This window comes from Streptomyces roseofulvus, from assembly GCF_039534915.1.
In the GTDB taxonomy this organism is placed as follows: Bacteria; Actinomycetota; Actinomycetes; order Streptomycetales; family Streptomycetaceae; genus Streptomyces; species Streptomyces roseofulvus.
In genome coordinates, this window is the sequence record NZ_BAAAWE010000001.1 from 3,985,859 (window position 1) to 4,003,289 (window position 17,431).

Below are 17,431 nucleotides of genomic sequence, written 5' to 3' on the forward strand. Positions count from 1 at the left end.
CTTCCGCCCCCTGCTTATCGATGTGAGTGGATCTTCGTAAGGCCGTTAGGATTTCGACCATGGCGGCCACTGGATCCGAGAAGCAGGGGGCGAAGGCGTTCTACGTCACGACCCCCATCTACTACGTCAACGACGCTCCTCACCTGGGCCACGCCTACACGACCGTCGCAGGCGACGTGCTCACGCGCTGGCACCGTCAGCGCGGCGAGAAGGTGTGGTTCCTCACCGGCACGGACGAGCACGGTCAGAAGATCATGCGCACGGCCGAGGCGAACGACGTCACGCCCCAGGCATGGTGCGACAAGCTCGTCGAGGAGGCGTGGAAGCCCCTCTGGGAGCACCTGAACATCGCGAACGACGACTTCATCCGCACCACGCAGAAGCGTCACACGGACCGCGTCCAGGAGTTCGTGCAGGACCTGTACGACAAGGACGAGATCTACAAGGGCGGCTACGAGGGCCCGTACTGCGTCGGCTGTGAGGAGTTCAAGCTCCCGGGCGATCTCATCGAGGCCGAGGACGGCACCAAGCTGTGCTCCGTCCACAAGAAGCCGGTGGAGATCCTCAAGGAGGAGAACTACTTCTTCAAGCTGAGCGAGTACGGCCCGAAGCTCCTGGAGTTCTACGAGGCGAACCCGGGCTTCATCCAGCCGGAGTCGGCCCGCAACGAGGTCGTGAACTTCGTCAAGCAGGGCCTGGAGGACCTCTCCATCTCGCGCTCGACCTTCGACTGGGGCATCCCGGTCCCGTGGGACAGCGAGCACGTGATCTACGTGTGGATCGACGCGCTGCTGAACTACGCCACGGCGGTCGGCTACAACGAGAACCCGGAGAAGTTCGACGAGACCTTCCCGGCGAACGTCCACCTCATCGGCAAGGACATCCTCCGCTTTCACGCGGTGATCTGGCCGGCCATGCTGATGGCGCAGGGCCTCCCGGTGCCCGGCAAGGTCGCCGCGAACGGCTGGCTGATGGTCGGCGGCGAGAAGATGTCGAAGTCGAACCTGACCGGCATCAAGCCGCAGGACCTGACCTCGCACTTCGGCGTGGACGCGTACCGCTGGTACTTCCTCCGCGCGATCGCGTTCGGCCAGGACGGCTCCTTCTCGTGGGAGGACTTCTCCGCCCGCTACACCTCGGAGCTGGCCAACGACTACGGCAACCTCGCCTCCCGCGTGGCGGCGATGGTCGGCAAGTACTTCGGCGGCGAGCTGCCGGCCTCGGCAGCCGACGGCGACGCCGAGAAGGCGGTCCAGGAGGGCCTGGCGAAGGCGGTCGCGACCGCCGACGCCAAGATCGGCGAGGAGCTGGACTTCCAGGGCGGCATCCTGGCGGTCTTCGACTTCGTGAAGCAGGTCAACGGCTACATCACGGAGCAGGAGCCGTGGAAGGTCGCCAAGGACGAGTCGCCGGAGGGCAAGGCCCGCCTGGCGACGATCCTCTACACGGCCGCCGAGTCGCTCCGCGCCGCCGCCGTCCTGCTCAACCCGATCATGCCGGAGTCGTCCCAGAAGCTGTGGGACTCCCTCGGCGCCGAGCCCGCGCTCGGCGCGCTGGCCGACCAGCCGGTGCAGGACGCGGCCCGCTGGGGCCGGCTGCCGGCCGGCGCGACGGTGACGAAGGGCGCGGTCCTCTTCCCGCGCCTGGAGGACCCGAAGAAGGACTGACGTCCGCCCGTACGCGAACCCGTACGCGACCGAAGGCCGCCGCCCCTGGCAGAACAGGGGCCGGCGGCCTTCGCCGTACCTCGGTCCCTCCTACGTGTACGGCGGGTTCAGCGTGAAGACGACCCGCTTGCCCGGCCCCGAGTAGTTGGCCCGCTCGTTGAGCCCCCACAGCCGGTGCACCGCCGGGGACCAGGAGAGGTTCTGGGTGAGCGGCGGCGCCTTGGTGAGGACGTGCGGCGCCTCGCCGGGCTTGGCCCGGTGGATGCAGTACGGATCGTCGGAGGTCTGGGCGCCCGCGTACTCGGGGCAGACGCCGCTGAAGTAGTAGTACGTGCCGTCGGTCGCCGCGCCCTGCACCTTCCAGACGGGGACGCGGTAGGCGGCGCTCGCCGTCACCGAGCCGGTGTAGTTGGTGGCGCCGTCGGTGTCGAGGAGCGCGTCGGTGGCGTTGAGCGGCCAGCGGACGAGGGGACGGCCGCCGGTCGCGCCGAACTCGGAGGTGACCAGGCTGTCGGTGCCGGTGCGGTCGAGGCTGAGCGAGGTCAGGCAGGGCGCGGTGTCGGTGCAGTCGGTGCCGTAGGGGGCGTTGGAGTACATGCCGATCATCGGCAGGGCCCAGTCGTGGTCCCCGGAGTACGCCTTGCCGTCGACGACGCCGACCTTGGTGGTGTCGCGGGTCGTCTTCCACAGGTGGCGCAGGTCGTAGACCTGGATCTGGTGTCCGGTGGCGACGAAGAGCTTGTTGCCGTACCAGGAGACGCCGTCGGCGTGGCCTCCCGGATGCGGGAGGACGGGGTTGCCGGGGTCACCCACGGCCCGGAAGCCGGCGGTGTCACCCGAGCCGTGCGGGTCCACGAGCAGGATGCGGTGGTAGACCGGCGCGACGTTCGGGCTGCTGTTGTTGACGACCGTGATGCGGGCCTGGGTGTCGTTCGCGTTGTGCCAGGAGGCGATGTAGAGGTACTTGCCGTCCCAGGTGCCGGTGGGCTGGGCGTCGTGGGAGCCGGTGAAGCCCTGCGGCGTCCACGTGCTGGAGACGTCGTCCTCCTTGTTCCAGCAGAAGCCGCCGATGCTGTAGGCGGTGTTGAGGTTGCTGGTGTGGCAGAGCCCGGAGACGCCGGTGACACCCCCGGTGACGCCCGGGTCGAAGAGCGGGGAGAGCGCGGTCCGCCCGGGGAAGCTGGTCACCTTCCCCGAGGTCTCCAGGGCGTCGATCGCGGCCCAGCGCTCGGTGAAGCCGCTCGCGGTGAGCCGCATCTTCGTGGCGTCCATGGGCGCGACCGGGGTCGCGGCGGCGGCCGGCGGGGCCGCCGTCAGGCTGAGGCCGAGGAGCCCGAGCGCCGCCACCATCGCGGCGGCGGCGCGCGTGCGCCATCTGTCTGTTCGAGTATGGGTCTTGGTCACCGGGGGAGGTTACGCGAGGGCCAGCGCGGCCACGGCGGGGGCCATGTAGACCAGCGGGAACGGCACGTGCCCGTAGGCCCGCGCCCGCACGACGGTGGCCGCCGCCCCGGCGAAGTACAGGACCAGCCCGATCGCGGCGACCGTCCCGATCACCGGCACGAAGAACCCCACGACGAGCCCCGCCGCGCCGGCCAGCTTGAGCACCCCGAGCAGGTTCCACACCGACCGCGGCACCCCGTACGCGGCGAGCGGCTCGACGACGAACTTCGCCCGCAGGAGCACCGACGCTCCCGAGAACCCGGCCATGAACGCGGCGAGGGCGGTGACGACGGCGGCGGTGGTGGACATCGGGACTCCTCCGACTACGGGCCCCGGGAGGGGCCGCTCACCGGGATGACGGAGCCCGCCCCGTCGATGTGACGGGGCGGGCGTCATGCGTCAGGGAATCCGGCGAACCGGGCTCAGAAGAGCAGCTCCCCGGCCGGGTAGCCGAAGCCGACCTTGGCCGCGGGCGCGTAGGAGCCCGCGCCGTCGCCCTTGTAGAGATACACGTCGTTGTCGCCGTCCCGTCCGATCAGGTCGGCCCTGCCGTCACCGTCGATGTCGCCGGGGGCGGCGAGAGCGGTGTACCGGTCCCATGCGAAACCGATCTGGACGCGGGGGTCGAAATACCACGGCGCCCCACCGGTGCCCTTGTAGAGCCACAGATCGCCGGTGGGAGTACGCCCGATCAGATCGGCCTTGCCGTCACCGTTGAAATCGCCGGGGGCGAGCAGCACGTCGAACATCCCCCAGCCGCCGCCGATGCTCGTCCGGGCTCCGTAGCCGTCGGCGCCGTTGCCGGGGTACAGCCAGAGCGTGCCGGTGGCGCGCTCCCGGGCCAGCAGGTCGGCCTTGCCGTCGCCGTCGACGTCACCGGGGGCCAGCAGCGCGTCCATGGCCTGCCAGCCGCCGGTGCCGGCCAGTATGCGGGTGGATCCGGAGTACGTGCCGGTGCCCGGGTCGGCCGGGTAACGCCACAGCTTGCCGTCGGTGTCGCTGGCGACGAGGGTGGTGCCGTCCCGGGTGATCTCACTCATCGCCCCCCAGCCGACGCCGACCTTGCAGGGCGCGGCGAGCCCGCCGGCGCGGCCCGCGTAGCGGTACAGCGCACCGCCCGAGTCGCGGCGGAAGAGACTGCCGCCGCCACCGGCCGGACCGCAGTCGGTCCAGCTGGCGGCGCCACGGAGCGTGTCGTGGTCCGTGGCGTGCACGTCCCGCGGCGAGACGCTCGCCTTGACGTCCTTGAAGTGGGCGGACGAGACGAAGATGTAGTCGATCTTCCGGCGCCAGTCACCGAAGGTGGGCGCGCCGCTGCGGCAGCGGGTCGCACCCGTGCTCAGACAGGTAGTGGGGTAGTGCTCGATGCTGAAGAACTCCTCGTCGGTCTCGTCGACCTCCCGGAAGGTGCCCTTCCCGAGGACTGCCGGGTCGTCGTACCCGCCGGCTGCCGGTTCGTAGAAGTTGGCGGCCATCGCCGTCCCAGGCGTGCCGTTGAAGTCGCCGCCGAGGACGACCGGGGTGCCAGCCGCCTGCCAGACGGCGGCCTGCGCGGCAAGCCTCGCGGCCTCCTTGTTCCGGTACTCGTCGGTGTCCTTGCTCCAGTTGAGGTGAACGGAGCAGGCCCAGGTGGCACGCCATTGGGTGTAGCTCTTGAGGCAGGGCGATATGACCCACTCGTTGTCGAAGGTCGCGTCCGCCAGCTTGAGGTCCTTGCCCTCGGTGACGGCACCCTTGACGAAGACGGCCATGCCGTAATGACCCTCGGTGCCGCTCTTGACGATGCTCTCGGTGTCGCCGGTCGGCTTCGCGCAGACTCCGCTCTCCGCCCCGAAGTCCCTGGTGGTGACGTAACGCCCCGTGAAGCCCTTGGGCGCGAGCTTCGCCGCGAGGGTGTCGAACTGGTACTCGCAGACCTCCTGCAGGAAGATCTGATCGGCGTTCCACCCGGTGGCGGTGCCCGAGGCGGCAGCCTCGGTCTCCTTGAGCACCGCGTCGTACTTCGCCTTGTTCGTGAAGCCGGCCGCCCACTTGCACATCGTGCCGCTGCCGCACATGTTGTAACTGACGAAGCGCAGCGGGGGCGCGCTGCCGGGGCTCACGGTGTCGGCCTGCGCGGCCGGTGCGCCGAGGACGAGGGCGGCGGCGAGGCTGCCGAGGAGAGCCCCGACGCTGCCGAGTGCCTTACGTGGTCTCAAGAATGACTCCTGGTGAACCGGGCGGCGACACCGGCCTGCGGGCGTGCCGCCCTCGCGAAAAGGACCGCGTAACGGTAGGCGCTGCCGCTCACGGCCCCGACAGCGGGGTTCTTCGCCCCCGGCGACTCCACCGGGCGGGCATGAGCGTCTACCGCCCCTCACCCTGAAGCGCGGTCGTCACCGGGCGTACGCGAAGAAGATCCGCGCCGCGGCGCTGAAGGGTCTCAACTGCGCCCTGGTGGAAAGTGGTCCGCTCGGTGGTACTGGCGGAATACGGCTCGGTACGGGGCGACCTCGGCCGAATCCAAGCGGGCCCCTCGCTGTAGAACAGCCCGCCCTCATACCCGGAGGGCGCCATCGTCGCGCCCTCGTGCGCCGTGGTGGTCGTGCACGCACCGCACCCGGTACGCCCCGGCGAGGACGGTCGTGCACTCGACGTCCCCGTTGCTGAGGCTGCGTCGGCGTCACTCCGGCGAAGGCACTGGTGACAGTGGTCACCGTCCCTCCGCCGCGCCACGTCCCGCCTGTGCTTCTGCGGCTCGCGAGCGCTAGCCGTGCGTACCCGTGAACCCGACGAACCCGCCCCACGCCTCCGGCGAGACGACGAGCCGGGGCCCGTCGGCGACCTTGGAGTCACGGACGTGGACGGAGGCGGGGGTGGTGGCGACCTCGACGCACGAATCGCCTTCGCTGCTGCTGCTGTAGGAGCTCTTGAACCAGACCAGAGCAGAGACATCCCCTGGCGAGGTGCTGCGCGTCATGTCTCTCCTAGCAGTTGCTCGATGACGGCGGCGGACTCACCGGGAGTGAGGGCCTGCGTCCGAATGATCCCGTAGCGCAGCTCCAGAATACGGAGCTGTCGGAGGTCGGTCACGGGCCGCCCACCCGCGACCGCAGGCGAACGGCCGACCGCCGTCCCGTCCTCGAACTTCAACACTTCGATGCCCCCAGCGAGGCCCGCGTGCTCCTCGCGGCGCATGGGCATGACCTGGAGCTCGACCTGCCGCCACCGCGCCACCTCCAGGAGGTGTTCGAGCTGGCGCCGGAGTACTGCCCGCCCTCCCAAGGGGCGCCGGAGCGTCCACTCCTCCAGGACGAAACTCAACTCGGGCGCAGGTTCACGGTCGAACACGGACTTCCGAGCGACCCGCGCCGCCATGTAGCGCTCCACCTCATCCTGCGCATAGGCCGGCCGCCGCATCATCAGCAACCCCCGCGCGTACTCGGGCGTCTGCAACAACCCGTGCACGTTCAGCGGCTCGTACAACTGCATCTCCACGGCCTTCGCTTCAAGCTGCGCCAGCTCACGCACCTTCTTCGGGTAGCGGACCTTCGCCACGTCGTCCTTCATCGCCGACAGCAGCCCGTCCGCCCGCAGGACCTCGTCCGCCTTGTCCAGGTACTCGGGGCGTGGGATCCGCTTGCCGCCCTCGATCTTGTAGACGAGGTCCTCGCCGTAGCCGAGCGCCACCCCGAAATCCGCCGCGCTCATGCCCACCGCCTCGCGCCGCAACCGCAGTTGGCGACCCACGGTGGCGACGACGGCGACGCCCCACTCGTCGTCCGGGTCGACTTCCCAGCCGCTTTCCTCCGCCGACATCCCGCACCCCTCCACCCGAACCGTGCGCAGAAATGCGTCGGCCCCCGCCGGGATTGCAGTCCCATGCGAGGGCCTACCAACCAGGAAGCTCAAACCTTCCCGATGGATACTCGACAGCGTAGTCGGCGACAGCGGCCCACGTCCCGCCCACCCGCCAAGAACCACTCTTCCCAGCGTACTTCCGGCGGAGTGTGCCACGAGCGGACCCGCCTCACCCGCAACTTCACGGTCCTCGACAACGCCCTCATCCAGCACGAGGTCCTGGGCGGTGCGGCGATCGCCATCGCCTGCTACATCGCCTCGCAGCCCGAGGGCACCCGCGTGGACATCAGGACCCTCGCCGACAAACTCCGCTTCGGCCGGACGACCGTGTCGCGGGCCCTGAACGCCCTGGAGGCCCACGGCTACCTGCGCCGCACGGTGGTCCGCACCCCCGACGGCCGCGTCTTCACCCACACGGTCTTCTGCCACAAGCCGTCCCAGGACCAGCCGGCCCCCCAGAAGCCCCCACGCAGGCACCCACCAAAGCCGGCCCCGACTCCCCCGCCGGACCCCGAACCCACCCCCGAACGCCTCACCCGCCGCCCCCTCCCACCCGTCCCCCGCCCCGGCTTCCCGGCCCGCGAACTCCTCCGCGTCGCCCTCCGCGTCCTCCTCGACCTGCGGAACGCGGACCCCCGCCTGTACGTCTCCGAGGCCGACGCCGACCACCTCGCCCTGGGCGTCGCGGCCTGGCTGGAACGCGACGCCTCACCGGAGACCATCCGCCACGCCCTGACGTCCCACCTCCCCAAGGGCCCCCTCACCCACCCGGCAGCCCTCCTCGCCCACCGCCTGACGACCCACCTCCCCCCGGCACCGCCACCACTCCCCACCCCCACTCACACGCCACCCCCGCCACCCGACCCCATCTGGCTCTGCGACGACTGCGACGTCACCTTCAAGTCCCCGGCCCCGACCTGCCCCTCCTGCGGCCACACGAACGCCACTCCCTCCACCAGACCGGTTCTCCGTTGCTGACGAAAACCGCCGCATGACAGCATGGCTCGGGTGAACGACCACGGGGAGAAGACGACAGGACCTCAGCAGCACTCCAGAATCGCCGACTTGACGTACTCTGCCCCGCCCCCGGCCGACCAGGTCCCCGCCCCGCCCCGGGAAGCGACCGACCCAGAGGCAGCGGCGCGGCGCGAGTTTGCCCGTTTGCTCGGCGAATTCCGGCGGACCGCGGTACTGGTGCCGTTCGACGAGCTGGGGAGCCTCTGGACGGCGGAGTACGGGGGCGTGCGGTGGATCTGCGCCTTCTCCGACGAGGAGGCACTCGCCCGGTTCGCCGAGGCGCGCGGAGAAGCGGCGCGGGAGTGGACGTACCGCACCGTCCTCGGCGCGCGGCTGCTCGACGCGATGGTCCCGATGCTGCCCGGCCCGGGCGGGGTGGCACTGGACGCGGGGAGCGCCGGCGGGATGGTGTTCCCGCCGGTGGCGGGGATCGTCCCGGACGAGGTGGCGGTCGATCTGGCAGAAGCAGGGGGAACGGGGGAGCAGTGAGCGGCAACGAGCCTGATCTCGCCGCGCCGGCGGAGGCGCTGGCGGCGATAGCGAAGGGTATCGACCTGGCCCATGCCGAGCTGAAGGAGCTCGGCATGATCGGCGAGGCGACGACGGGCCGGGGGTTCTCGGAACTGGCCCTGACGGGGATCGAGTTGGGGCACGCGGGGCTCACCTCGACGCTGGAGACGTTCTGCGAGCGGTGGGAGTGGGGGGTGCGCGGGCTGACTCTGCGGGGGAACGCCTTCGCGCAGGGCGTGGGCCTGTCGGCGGGTTCGTTCGCCGAGCAGGACCAGTACGTCAAGGACACGATCAAGATCGGCGTGAACTCCCTCAACGGCAACCCGCACCTGTCGGAGGACGAGGTCAAGCAGATGCGCTGGGACACGATCCGCGACCAGTCCGCGACGGACGGTGCCGACTGGAGCGTCGAGTCGATGAGCGCGGCGAACGACGAGGTCAAGCAGACCTGGAAGAACACGGGGTACGACGTCATGGACTCGCAGATGGACTCCCTGGAGCGGTCCGGTCTGCTCGACGGCGAGCTGCGTAACCGTATCGACGAGCGGGTCAGGGAGGACTTCGATCCCGACCAGGCGACGATCGACCAGGCCGAGCAGCCGCGGTGGGGGGAGAGCCGCTGATGGTGGACCTGAGGGGGTGGGGCGACAAGCTCGTCGACGGGTGGGACAAGGCCGTCGACAAGGGCGGCGAGCTGCTCGGCGAGGGCGTCGACTACGTCACCGACAAGACCGGTCAGGCGCTGGACAAGGTGGGTGCGCACGACTGGGCGGACGCGGTCGAGGACTGGGGCGACGAGACCGCCTCCTCGCTCGGCGCCCAGGTCGGGGAGCAGCAGCTCGGGCAGACCGAGGACGCGGACGAGCTGGTCCACGGAAAGCCGGACCGCATCACCGCGACGGTGAAGAACCTGCGGGACTTCCAGAAGGCGTTCGACCTGGTCGGCGGCGGCATGCGGAGGCTCGACCCGTCCCAGTGGAAGGGCGAGGCGGCCGACGCGTTCCGGGCGAAGTTCCAGACGCTGCCGACGGACTGGTTGCACGCGGCGGACGCGATGGAAGCTGCGGCCAAGGCTCTGGAGACGTACGCGCGGGCGGTCGTCAGCGCCCAGTCCAAGGCGAGGGAGGCGATCGCCCTGTACAAGGAGGGCGACCAGGACTCCAAGAAGGCGGTCGACAGCTACAACCAGAAGGTCGACGCGTACAACGCGGCCCGCGAGGGGGACAGCCCGCTGCCCCGCCCGGAGCCGTTCTCCGACCCGGGCAAGGCGAAGCGGCAGCGGGCCCGGGAGCTCCTGAACGCCGCCCGCACGGCGCGCAACGAGGCCGGTGAGACGGCGACGGCCGCGGTGCGTGCCGCGCTCGCGCACGCGCCGCAGGAGCCGAAGGGCCTGGAGAAGGCCAAGCTGGAGCTGCTCGACCTGGGCGTGGGCACGGGTGTCGAGCTGATGCACGTCGGCGGCGGCGTCGTGAAGGGCACGGCCGGTCTGGTCAACTTCGTGCGCTCGCTCAACCCGATGGACCCGTACAACCTGACCCACCCGGCGGAGTACTACAAGGGCGTCAACATGACGCTCGCCGGTCTGGTCTCGATGGGGGCCAACCCGGACCGGGCGCTGAAGAACGCCTGGGACGGGTTCAAGGAGGACCCGTCGGAGGGGATCGGCCGCCTCATACCGGAGCTGCTCGGCACCAAGGGCACGGGGCTGGCCCGCGGCGGTCTGCGCGCCGGGCTCGACGCCAAGCGTCCGCCGGGCGGGAAGCCGGACGGCGGCCGCACCGATCTGAACAAGGACCCCGCGAACAAGGGGCAGCGGTGCTCCGAGTCCGTCTGCAAGCAGGACCCGATCGACATCGCGTCGGGCCGGATGCTGCTGCCGCAGACGGACGTCGCCCTGCCCGGCTCCCTCCCGCTCGTCTTCCGGCGCACCTTCGACTCGTCCCGGCGGTCCGGGCGGTGGTTCGGCCCGACGTGGTCGAGCACGGTGGACCAGCGGCTGGAGATCGACCCCGAGGGGGTCGTGTTCAGCTGCGACGAGGGCAGCCTCCTCGCCTACCCGCACCCGGCCCCTGGGGTGCCGGTCATGCCCGCCCACGGCCGGCGGTGGCCCCTGGACCGGGTGGACGACGGGTACACGATCACCGATCCGCTCAGCGGCCGGGTCTGGCACTTCGCGGACCACTCCGACGACGTCGCCCTGCTGGCCCAGATCGACGACCGCAACGGCAACTGGATCGCCTTCGAGTACGACGAGTCGGGTGCGCCGACGTCGATCGTCCACCACGGCGGCTACCACCTGAGGCTCACGACCGCCGACGGCCGGATCACGGCCCTGCACCTGGCCGGGGCGGCGGCGGACGGATCCGACCAGGAGATCCTGCGGTACGGCTACACCGACGGTCACCTCACCGAGGTCACGAACTCCTCGGGCCGGCCGCTGCGCTTCGGCTGCGACGAGCACGGCCGGCTCACGTGGTGGACCGACACCAACGGCAGCCGTTTCGACTACGTCTACGACGACCAGGACCGCTGCACCTACCAGTCGGGCGCGAACGGCCATATGGAGACGACGTTCACGTGGGACGACGTCGACCCCGCGACGGGACTGCGCTCGACCACCCTCACCACCGGCAGCGGCCGCACCGAGCGTCATCTGATCGACGCCCGCTCGAAGGTCGTCGCCGAGATCGACCCGCTGGGCGCGGTCACCCGCTTCACGTACGACCGCCACGACCGGATGCTGTCCCGGACGGACCCGCTCGGCCATGTCAGCCGCACGGAGTACGACGGCGAGGGCCGCCCCGTCCTGGCCGAGCGCCCGGACGGGCGGCGGGTCCGGGTGGAGTACGACGCCGACGGCATGCCCGTGCGGATCGCGGGGACCGACGGCACGGTGACGCGCCAGACCTTCGACGCGCGCGGCAACCGCACGTCGGTGACCTCGGCGTCCGGGGCGCGCACGGAGTTCGCGTACGACGAGGCGGGCCGGCTCACGGCGGTGACGGACCCGCTGGGCGCCACCACCCGTATCGCCGTGGACGCCCGGGGCCTTCCGGTCGAGGTCACCGACCCGCTCGGTGCGACGACCCGCTACGAGCACGACGCCTTCGGCCGTACGGTCCGGATCACGGACCCGCTCGGCGCGGTCACCCGGCTGGAGTGGACGGTCGAGGGCCGCCCGTCCCGGCGCGTGGCGCCCGACGGCACGGTGGAGTCGTGGACGTACGACGGCGAGGGCAACTGCCTGACCCATACGGACGCGCTGGGCGGCACGACCCGCTTCACGTACACGGACTTCGACCTGCTGACCTCCCGCACGGACCCGGACGGCGTCCGCCACGAGTTCGCCCACGACATGGATCTGCGGCTGACGCGGGTGACGAACCCGCAGGGTCTGACCTGGGAGTACGCCTACGACCCGGCGGGCCGGCAGATCGCCGAGACGGACTTCGACGGCCGGACGCTGGGCTACGCGTACGACGCGGCCGGTCGCCTCACCTCCCGGGTGAACGGCCTCGGTGAAACGATCCGCTTCGAGCGCAACGCGCTGGGCCAGATCGTCCGCAAGGAGGTCGAGGGCGTCGGGACGACGACGTTCACGTACGACGTCTTCGACGAACTGGCGGAGGCGGTCAGCCCGGACGCCCGCCTCGAACGCCTCCGCGACCGCCACGGCCGTCTGAGGTCCGAGACCGTCAACGGCCGGACGATGACATACGCGTACGACGACCTCGGCAGGCGGGTGGGACGCACCACCCCGACCGGCGCGGTCAGCGAGTGGACGTACGACGCGGCCGGCCGCCGGACGAGACTGACGTCGTCCGGCCGTGAACTCACCTTCTCCTTCGACGCCCTGGGCCGGGAGACGGCCCGCAGCATCGGCGACTTCACCACCCTGACGTCGTCGTACGACGAACTGAGCCGCCTGACGACCCAGGAGGTCACGGCCCGTTCCGGCCGCCTCCAGCACCGCGCGTACGCCTATCGCCCCGACGGCGCCCTGACCTCGGTCACGGACGCCTTCTCAGGCACCCGCCACTTCGACCTGGACGGCGCGGGCCGGGTCACGGCGGTCCGTGCGGACCGCTGGACGGAGCGCTACGCCTACGACGAGGCCGGCAACCAGACGGAGGCGACCTGGCCGTCCCGCCACCCGTCCCAGGCGGCGACGGGCCCGCGCGCCTACGAGGGCAACCGCCTCACGCAGGCGGGCGCCGTCCGCTACGAACACGACGCCCAAGGCCGCATCACCCTCCGCCAGAAACCCCGCCTCTCCCGCAAACCGGACACCTGGCGCTACGCGTGGGACCCGGAGGACCGCCTGCGGTCGGTCACCACCCCGGACGGCACGGTCTGGCACTACACCTACGACCCCCTCGGCCGTCGCATCGCCAAGCAATCGGCCCTGGAGACGGTCCACTTCACGTGGGACGGGACCACCCTCTGCGAGCAGACGACCGACCAGGTCATCCTCACCTGGGACCACGCGGGCCTCCGCCCCCTCTCCCAGACCGAACGCCGCACGGACACGACCGACGACCGCTTCTTCGCCATCGTCACGGACCTCATCGGCACCCCCACGGAACTGGTCGACGAGTCGGGCGAACTGGCCTGGCACACCCGCGCCACCCTCTGGGGCACCACCACCTGGAACAAGTCCGCCACCGCCTACACCCCCCTCCGCTTCCCGGGCCAGTACTACGACCCCGAATCCGGCCTCCACTACAACTACTTCCGCTACTACGACCCGGAATCGGCCCGCTACCTGACCCAGGACCCCCTGGGCCTGACCCCGGCCCCGAACCCGGCCGCGTACGTCGACAATCCGCATACGTGGAGCGACCCTCTTGGTCTGAGTCCGTGCGAGGATCCCAGTCATGACACCTCAAAGAGCAGAAGAGAGGCGTTTCGGAAGGCAAAACAACATCTGGGAATTCCCATGTCGCAGCATCCTGACGAGATCCAACGGGTCCCCATGACCGATCGTGACGGCAACCGGATCCTGGACGCCAATAATCAGTTCGTCATGACGCGCGAATACATCTTCACCCGGGCGGACGGCAGCCGTGTCATGATCCAGGATCACGCCGCAGGGCACTACTACGGCGAGGGCGGCCAGGGCGACCAAGGCAGCCATTTCAACGTCAGGCCCATCGAAAACACCCGGACCGGACATGTTCCCGGCACGGCGAGGCACTATGACTACTGACAGGATACGTGGATGACTTGGATCTCCCTTCTCGCCGACTCCGCAGGATTGGAGAGTATTTATGGAGGACATGTTCCTGACCTCGAAGACGTGTCACTCCACGAGGTCGAAATCCTTCGCGAAGGTCCGGCACTGAACCTCAGGTTCGACATGCCGTCCTTTCCGAAGCAGCCTCCGAAAAAGTGGAGCGTCCAGGGCTTCAATACGGTCCAGGTCACCTTGGGCCTCTCCGGCCTGCGAAGCGTCTCACTCAGCGGTTTCACTTCGAACCCTGTGGTGTCGATCTCCCTGCGAGCTCAGGACGGAATCACGCTGGGGATCGAATCCGTCCCGGTCCAGTTGCTCGCCACCGCAGAAATGGCCTATATTTTTCGGATTTCCGCCTACACCAACAGCGTTGACTGAGCCACGCCACCGCATCTCCAATAGGAGCAACAGAGGGCCTTGAGCCGGGGCACTCGCACAAGAGGAGTCGAGGATGTGGGAAAGCGTCGTCGTCGAGGTGATCCCGGCCGGGGAGCGGCTGGAGTTGGTGCCGTTGGAGGTCGGGCACGCCGAGGAGATGGTGGGGGTGCTGGGGGATCCGGCGCTGCACCGGTTCATCGGGGGTGCGCCGGAGGGGCTTGAGGGGCTGCGGGCCCGGTACGCGCGGTGGGCGGCCGGGGCGCCGGAGCCGGGGACCAGCTGGTGCAACTGGGTGGTGCGCGAGCGGGAGGGCGGGCGGCTCGTCGGGACCGTGCAGGCCACCGTCGCCGGCGGTGTCGCCGAGGTCGCCTGGGTCGTCGGGACCGCCTGGCAGGGGCGCGGGTACGCCTCCGAGGCGGCCCGCGCGCTCGTCGGGTGGCTGCGGCCCCGGGTCCGTACCGTCGTCGCCCACGTCCGCCCCGGCCACACCGCCTCGGCCGCCGTCGCCCGCGCCGCCGGGCTCGTACCGACCGATGAGGTGCACGACGGGGAGGTGCGGTGGGCGGCTCCTCCCGAGCGCGTAGGGGACGAATCGGGCACGGGTGGTACCATATAGGGCATGATAAAGACGACGGTGTATCTCCCTGAGGCACTGGAGTTGCGCCTCGACGCGGAGGCCGCGGCCACCGGCGTCAGCAAGGCGGAGCTCATCCGGCGGGCCATCGCCCTGCTCCTGGACTCGTCGCCCCGGGCTCAGAAGGGCACCGGAGCGCTCCCCGTCTTCGACAGCGGGCGTCCGCGCACCGCGGCCGGCATGGACGACGCCGTGTACGAGCACATCAAAGAGCGGAACGCCCGGCGTTGATCATCATCGCGGACACGTCCGCCCTCTACGCGGCCTTCGACGCCGCACAGCCGGAACACGCCGCCGCCGCGGCGCTCCTCGACCGTGAGGTGTTCGCGATCTCGCCGCTCGTGATCACCGAACTGGACCACCTGGTGCACCGGGATCTCGGGTTCGCCGCCGCCCTGCAGATCATGGAGGCGCTCAACGCGAGGATCGAGGCGGGCCAGTACAAGCTCGCGGAGCTGCGCCTGGCGGACCTGACGTCCGCCCACGCCGTTCGGGCGAAGTACGAGGGGCTCCGCCTGGATCTGGCGGACGCCGTGGGCGTCGTGCTCGCGGACCGGTACAGGACCGACCGGATCTTCACGCTCGATCAGCGGGACTACCGGGCGATCGAGCCGCTCACCCGGGGCCTGACCTCGTTCCGTATCCTGCCCGCCGACGGCTGAGACGGCGGTCCTGATCCCGTCGGGACCGGCCGTGCCACCGGGTTCGTACCGGCAGACGAGAGGGCCCGGAACCGTGCCTACGGTTCCGGGCCCTTCACACGCGCGTCAGGGTCAGCGCGCCGCGTCCGGGTGGACCGACTCCGTGACCGGGCGGTCGTCGGCGGCCTTCTTCTCGACCGGCTTGCGGAGCTGGATGTTCAGCTCGCGCAGGCGGGTCTCGTCGAGCTCGGTCGGGGCGCCCATCATGAGGTCCTGCGCGTTGCCGTTGAGCGGGAACGCGATGGTCTCGCGGATGTTGGGCTCGTCCGCGAGGAGCATGACGATGCGGTCGACGCCGGGGGCGATGCCACCGTGCGGCGGGGCGCCGTACTGGAAGGCGCGGAGCATGCCCGCGAACTCGGTCTCGACGGTCTCGCGGCTGTAGCCGGCGATCTCGAAGGCCTTGAACATGATGTCGGGCTCGTGGTTCCGGATGGCGCCGGAGGACAGCTCGATGCCGTTGCAGACGATGTCGTACTGCCAGCCGAGGACGTCCAGCGGGTCCTTCGTCTCCAGGGCCTCAAGGCCGCCCTGCGGCATGGAGAAGGGGTTGTGCGAGAAGTCGATCTTGCCGGTCTCCTCGTCCTTCTCGTACATCGGGAAGTCGACGATCCACGCGAAGCGGAAGACGTTCTCCTCGAACTGGCCCGCGCGCTTGGCGGCCTCGACGCGGACGGAGCCCATGATCTTGGAGACCTCGTCGAACTCGCCGGCGCCGAAGAAGACCGCGTGGCCGGGCTTGAGGCCCAGGCGCTCGGTGAGGACCTCGACGTTCTCCTCGGTGAGGAACTTCGCGATCGGGCCGGTGAGGGCGTTCCCCTCGCCGACGCGGACCCAGGCCAGGCCCTTCGCGCCGAGGGAGACGGCGAAGTCGCCGAGGCCGTCGAAGAACTTGCGCGGCTGGTCGCCGGTGTCCGGGACGGCGAGGGCACGGACGTGCTTGCCGGCGAACGCCTTGAACTCCGACTTCTCGAAGACGTCGGTGATGTCGACGAGTTCGAGCGAGGTGCGCAGGTCGGGCTTGTCGTTGCCGTACTTCAGCATCGACTCGCGGAACGGGATCCGCGGGAACGGCGAGGTGACGTGGCGGCCGCCGCCGAACTCCTCGAAGAGCTCGGTCATGAGCTTCTCGATCGGCTGGAAGACGTCCTCCTGCTCGACGAAGCTCATCTCGACGTCGAGCTGGTAGAACTCGCCGGGCGAGCGGTCGGCGCGGGCGTCCTCGTCGCGGAAGCAGGGCGCGATCTGGAAGTAGCGGTCGAAGCCCGAGATCATGAACAGCTGCTTGAACTGCTGCGGGGCCTGCGGGAGCGCGTAGAACTTGCCCGGGTTGAGGCGGGACGGGACGACGAAGTCACGGGCGCCCTCGGGGGAGGTCGCGGTGAGGATCGGGGTCGCCATCTCGTTGAAGCCGAGGGCCGTCATCTTGGAGCGGATGGCGGCGATGACGGCGGAGCGCAGCATGATGTTGCGGTGCATGCGCTCGCGGCGCAGGTCGAGGAAGCGGTACTCCAGGCGCCGCTCCTCGTTGACGCCGTCGTCGGCGTTGATGGTGAAGGGGATCTGCTTGGCGGCGCCGAGGACCTCGACCTCGCCGACCTCGACCTCGACCTCGCCGGTGGGCAGCTCGGGGTTGACGTTCTCCGTGCCGCGGGAGACGACCTTGCCGTCGACGCGGACGACGGACTCCTTCGTCAGCTTGTCGAGCGCCTCGTAGGCGGGGGTGCCGGGGCGGGCGACGAGCTGCGTGATGCCGTAGTGGTCGCGCAGATCGATGAAGAGGATGCCGCCCAGGTCGCGCCGATTGTGCAGCCAGCCGCTGAGCCGGACGTCGGTGCCGACGTCAGAGGCGCGGAGCTCGCCGCAGGTGTGGGACCTGTACCGATGCATCGTCGTTCATCCAGTCTTCGGGATCGGAGAGAAACCTTGAAACCTCGGCCCGGGCGGTGCCGGGGCCGCACCAAGCCTACCGGGACACCCAAGATCGCGATTCGATCACTCTCGG

At 70.0% G+C, this 17,431-nt stretch carries 15 protein-coding genes; 9 read left to right on the forward strand and 6 right to left on the reverse strand.

Translation table 11 applies throughout. From position 1 onward, the window contains the following. The first annotated feature begins 59 nt into the window (after nucleotides 1-59). On the forward strand, nucleotides 60-1,667 hold the full coding sequence (gene metG, locus ABFY03_RS18320; protein WP_319009276.1) for a methionine--tRNA ligase: 1,608 nt from the start codon (nucleotides 60-62) through the stop codon (nucleotides 1,665-1,667). Nucleotides 1,668-1,757: 90 nt separating this feature from the next. On the opposite strand, the gene ABFY03_RS18325 is transcribed toward metG, so the two are convergent. The 5 genes from ABFY03_RS18325 to ABFY03_RS18345 form a co-directional block, all read right to left on the reverse strand. Beyond that, on the reverse strand, nucleotides 1,758-3,071 hold the full coding sequence (locus tag ABFY03_RS18325; protein WP_346170383.1) for a hypothetical protein: 1,314 nt from the start codon (nucleotides 3,069-3,071) through the stop codon (nucleotides 1,758-1,760). Nucleotides 3,072-3,080: 9 nt separating this feature from the next. Beyond that, nucleotides 3,081-3,419, reverse strand: a complete 339-nt coding sequence (locus ABFY03_RS18330) for a DoxX family protein (protein WP_346170384.1) — start codon at nucleotides 3,417-3,419, stop codon at nucleotides 3,081-3,083. Nucleotides 3,420-3,532: 113 nt separating this feature from the next. Continuing rightward, nucleotides 3,533-5,308, reverse strand: a complete 1,776-nt coding sequence (locus ABFY03_RS18335) for an FG-GAP repeat domain-containing protein (protein WP_346170385.1) — start codon at nucleotides 5,306-5,308, stop codon at nucleotides 3,533-3,535. A 548-nt stretch (nucleotides 5,309-5,856) separates the two neighbouring features. Next, on the reverse strand, nucleotides 5,857-6,069 hold the full coding sequence (locus ABFY03_RS18340) for a DUF397 domain-containing protein (RefSeq protein ID WP_346170386.1): 213 nt from the start codon (nucleotides 6,067-6,069) through the stop codon (nucleotides 5,857-5,859). After that, entirely contained in the window at nucleotides 6,066-6,908 is an 843-nt protein-coding gene (locus tag ABFY03_RS18345; RefSeq protein ID WP_346170387.1) for a helix-turn-helix domain-containing protein, read from the reverse strand. Before ABFY03_RS18345 ends, ABFY03_RS18340 begins: the two co-directional genes overlap by 4 nt. 189 nt (nucleotides 6,909-7,097) lie before the next feature. Between ABFY03_RS18345 and ABFY03_RS18350 the strand changes: the two genes are divergently transcribed. The 8 genes from ABFY03_RS18350 to ABFY03_RS18385 all read left to right on the forward strand — a co-directional run bounded on the left by ABFY03_RS18350 (nucleotide 7,098) and on the right by ABFY03_RS18385 (nucleotide 15,387). Continuing rightward, complete coding sequence (locus ABFY03_RS18350; RefSeq protein ID WP_346170388.1) at nucleotides 7,098-7,928, forward strand: MarR family transcriptional regulator; 831 nt, start codon at nucleotides 7,098-7,100, stop codon at nucleotides 7,926-7,928. 21 nt (nucleotides 7,929-7,949) lie between these two features. After that, nucleotides 7,950-8,456, forward strand: coding sequence for an SseB family protein (locus ABFY03_RS18355; RefSeq protein WP_386723639.1), 507 nt, complete (start codon nucleotides 7,950-7,952; stop codon nucleotides 8,454-8,456). Beyond that, nucleotides 8,453-9,100 (forward strand): hypothetical protein, encoded by a 648-nt coding sequence (locus ABFY03_RS18360; RefSeq protein WP_346170389.1) that lies wholly within the window; start codon nucleotides 8,453-8,455, stop codon nucleotides 9,098-9,100. The genes ABFY03_RS18355 and ABFY03_RS18360 overlap by 4 nt, the downstream gene beginning before the upstream one ends. After that, nucleotides 9,100-13,686: a putative T7SS-secreted protein gene (locus ABFY03_RS18365; protein WP_346170390.1), complete on the forward strand. Its 4,587-nt coding sequence runs from the start codon at nucleotides 9,100-9,102 to the stop codon at nucleotides 13,684-13,686. Before ABFY03_RS18360 ends, ABFY03_RS18365 begins: the two co-directional genes overlap by 1 nt. A 12-nt stretch (nucleotides 13,687-13,698) precedes the next feature. After that, nucleotides 13,699-14,091, forward strand: coding sequence for an Imm50 family immunity protein (locus tag ABFY03_RS18370; RefSeq protein ID WP_346170391.1), 393 nt, complete (start codon nucleotides 13,699-13,701; stop codon nucleotides 14,089-14,091). Between the two features lie 73 nt (nucleotides 14,092-14,164). Further along, entirely contained in the window at nucleotides 14,165-14,707 is a 543-nt protein-coding gene (locus ABFY03_RS18375; protein WP_346170392.1) for a GNAT family N-acetyltransferase, read from the forward strand. Nucleotides 14,708-14,710: 3 nt separating this feature from the next. Next, the gene (locus tag ABFY03_RS18380) at nucleotides 14,711-14,956 is read left to right on the forward strand and encodes a ribbon-helix-helix protein, CopG family (protein WP_081959704.1); all 246 of its coding nucleotides are present in this window, start codon (nucleotides 14,711-14,713) and stop codon (nucleotides 14,954-14,956) included. Further along, nucleotides 14,953-15,387: a PIN domain-containing protein gene (locus tag ABFY03_RS18385; RefSeq protein WP_346170393.1), complete on the forward strand. Its 435-nt coding sequence runs from the start codon at nucleotides 14,953-14,955 to the stop codon at nucleotides 15,385-15,387. Before ABFY03_RS18380 ends, ABFY03_RS18385 begins: the two co-directional genes overlap by 4 nt. Before the next feature lie 111 nt (nucleotides 15,388-15,498). On the opposite strand, the gene aspS is transcribed toward ABFY03_RS18385, so the two are convergent. Further along, nucleotides 15,499-17,316, reverse strand: a complete 1,818-nt coding sequence (aspS, locus tag ABFY03_RS18390) for an aspartate--tRNA ligase (protein WP_346170394.1) — start codon at nucleotides 17,314-17,316, stop codon at nucleotides 15,499-15,501. Nucleotides 17,317-17,431 lie beyond the last annotated feature (115 nt).

Excerpts from the sequence above, each read along its gene's own strand:
- metG (WP_319009276.1), top strand. The coding sequence starts at position 60 with ATGGCGGCCACTGGATCCGAGAAGCAGGGGGCGAAGGCGTTCTACGTC.
- ABFY03_RS18330 (WP_346170384.1), bottom strand. The coding sequence starts at position 3,419 with ATGTCCACCACCGCCGCCGTCGTCACCGCCCTCGCCGCGTTCATGGCC.
- ABFY03_RS18340 (WP_346170386.1), bottom strand. The coding sequence starts at position 6,069 with ATGACGCGCAGCACCTCGCCAGGGGATGTCTCTGCTCTGGTCTGGTTC.
- ABFY03_RS18345 (WP_346170387.1), bottom strand. The coding sequence starts at position 6,908 with ATGTCGGCGGAGGAAAGCGGCTGGGAAGTCGACCCGGACGACGAGTGG.
- ABFY03_RS18355 (WP_386723639.1), top strand. The coding sequence starts at position 7,950 with ATGGCTCGGGTGAACGACCACGGGGAGAAGACGACAGGACCTCAGCAG.
- ABFY03_RS18365 (WP_346170390.1), top strand. The coding sequence starts at position 9,100 with ATGGTGGACCTGAGGGGGTGGGGCGACAAGCTCGTCGACGGGTGGGAC.
- ABFY03_RS18370 (WP_346170391.1), top strand. The coding sequence starts at position 13,699 with ATGACTTGGATCTCCCTTCTCGCCGACTCCGCAGGATTGGAGAGTATT.
- ABFY03_RS18375 (WP_346170392.1), top strand. The coding sequence starts at position 14,165 with ATGTGGGAAAGCGTCGTCGTCGAGGTGATCCCGGCCGGGGAGCGGCTG.
- ABFY03_RS18380 (WP_081959704.1), top strand. The coding sequence starts at position 14,711 with ATGATAAAGACGACGGTGTATCTCCCTGAGGCACTGGAGTTGCGCCTC.
- aspS (WP_346170394.1), bottom strand. The coding sequence starts at position 17,316 with ATGCATCGGTACAGGTCCCACACCTGCGGCGAGCTCCGCGCCTCTGAC.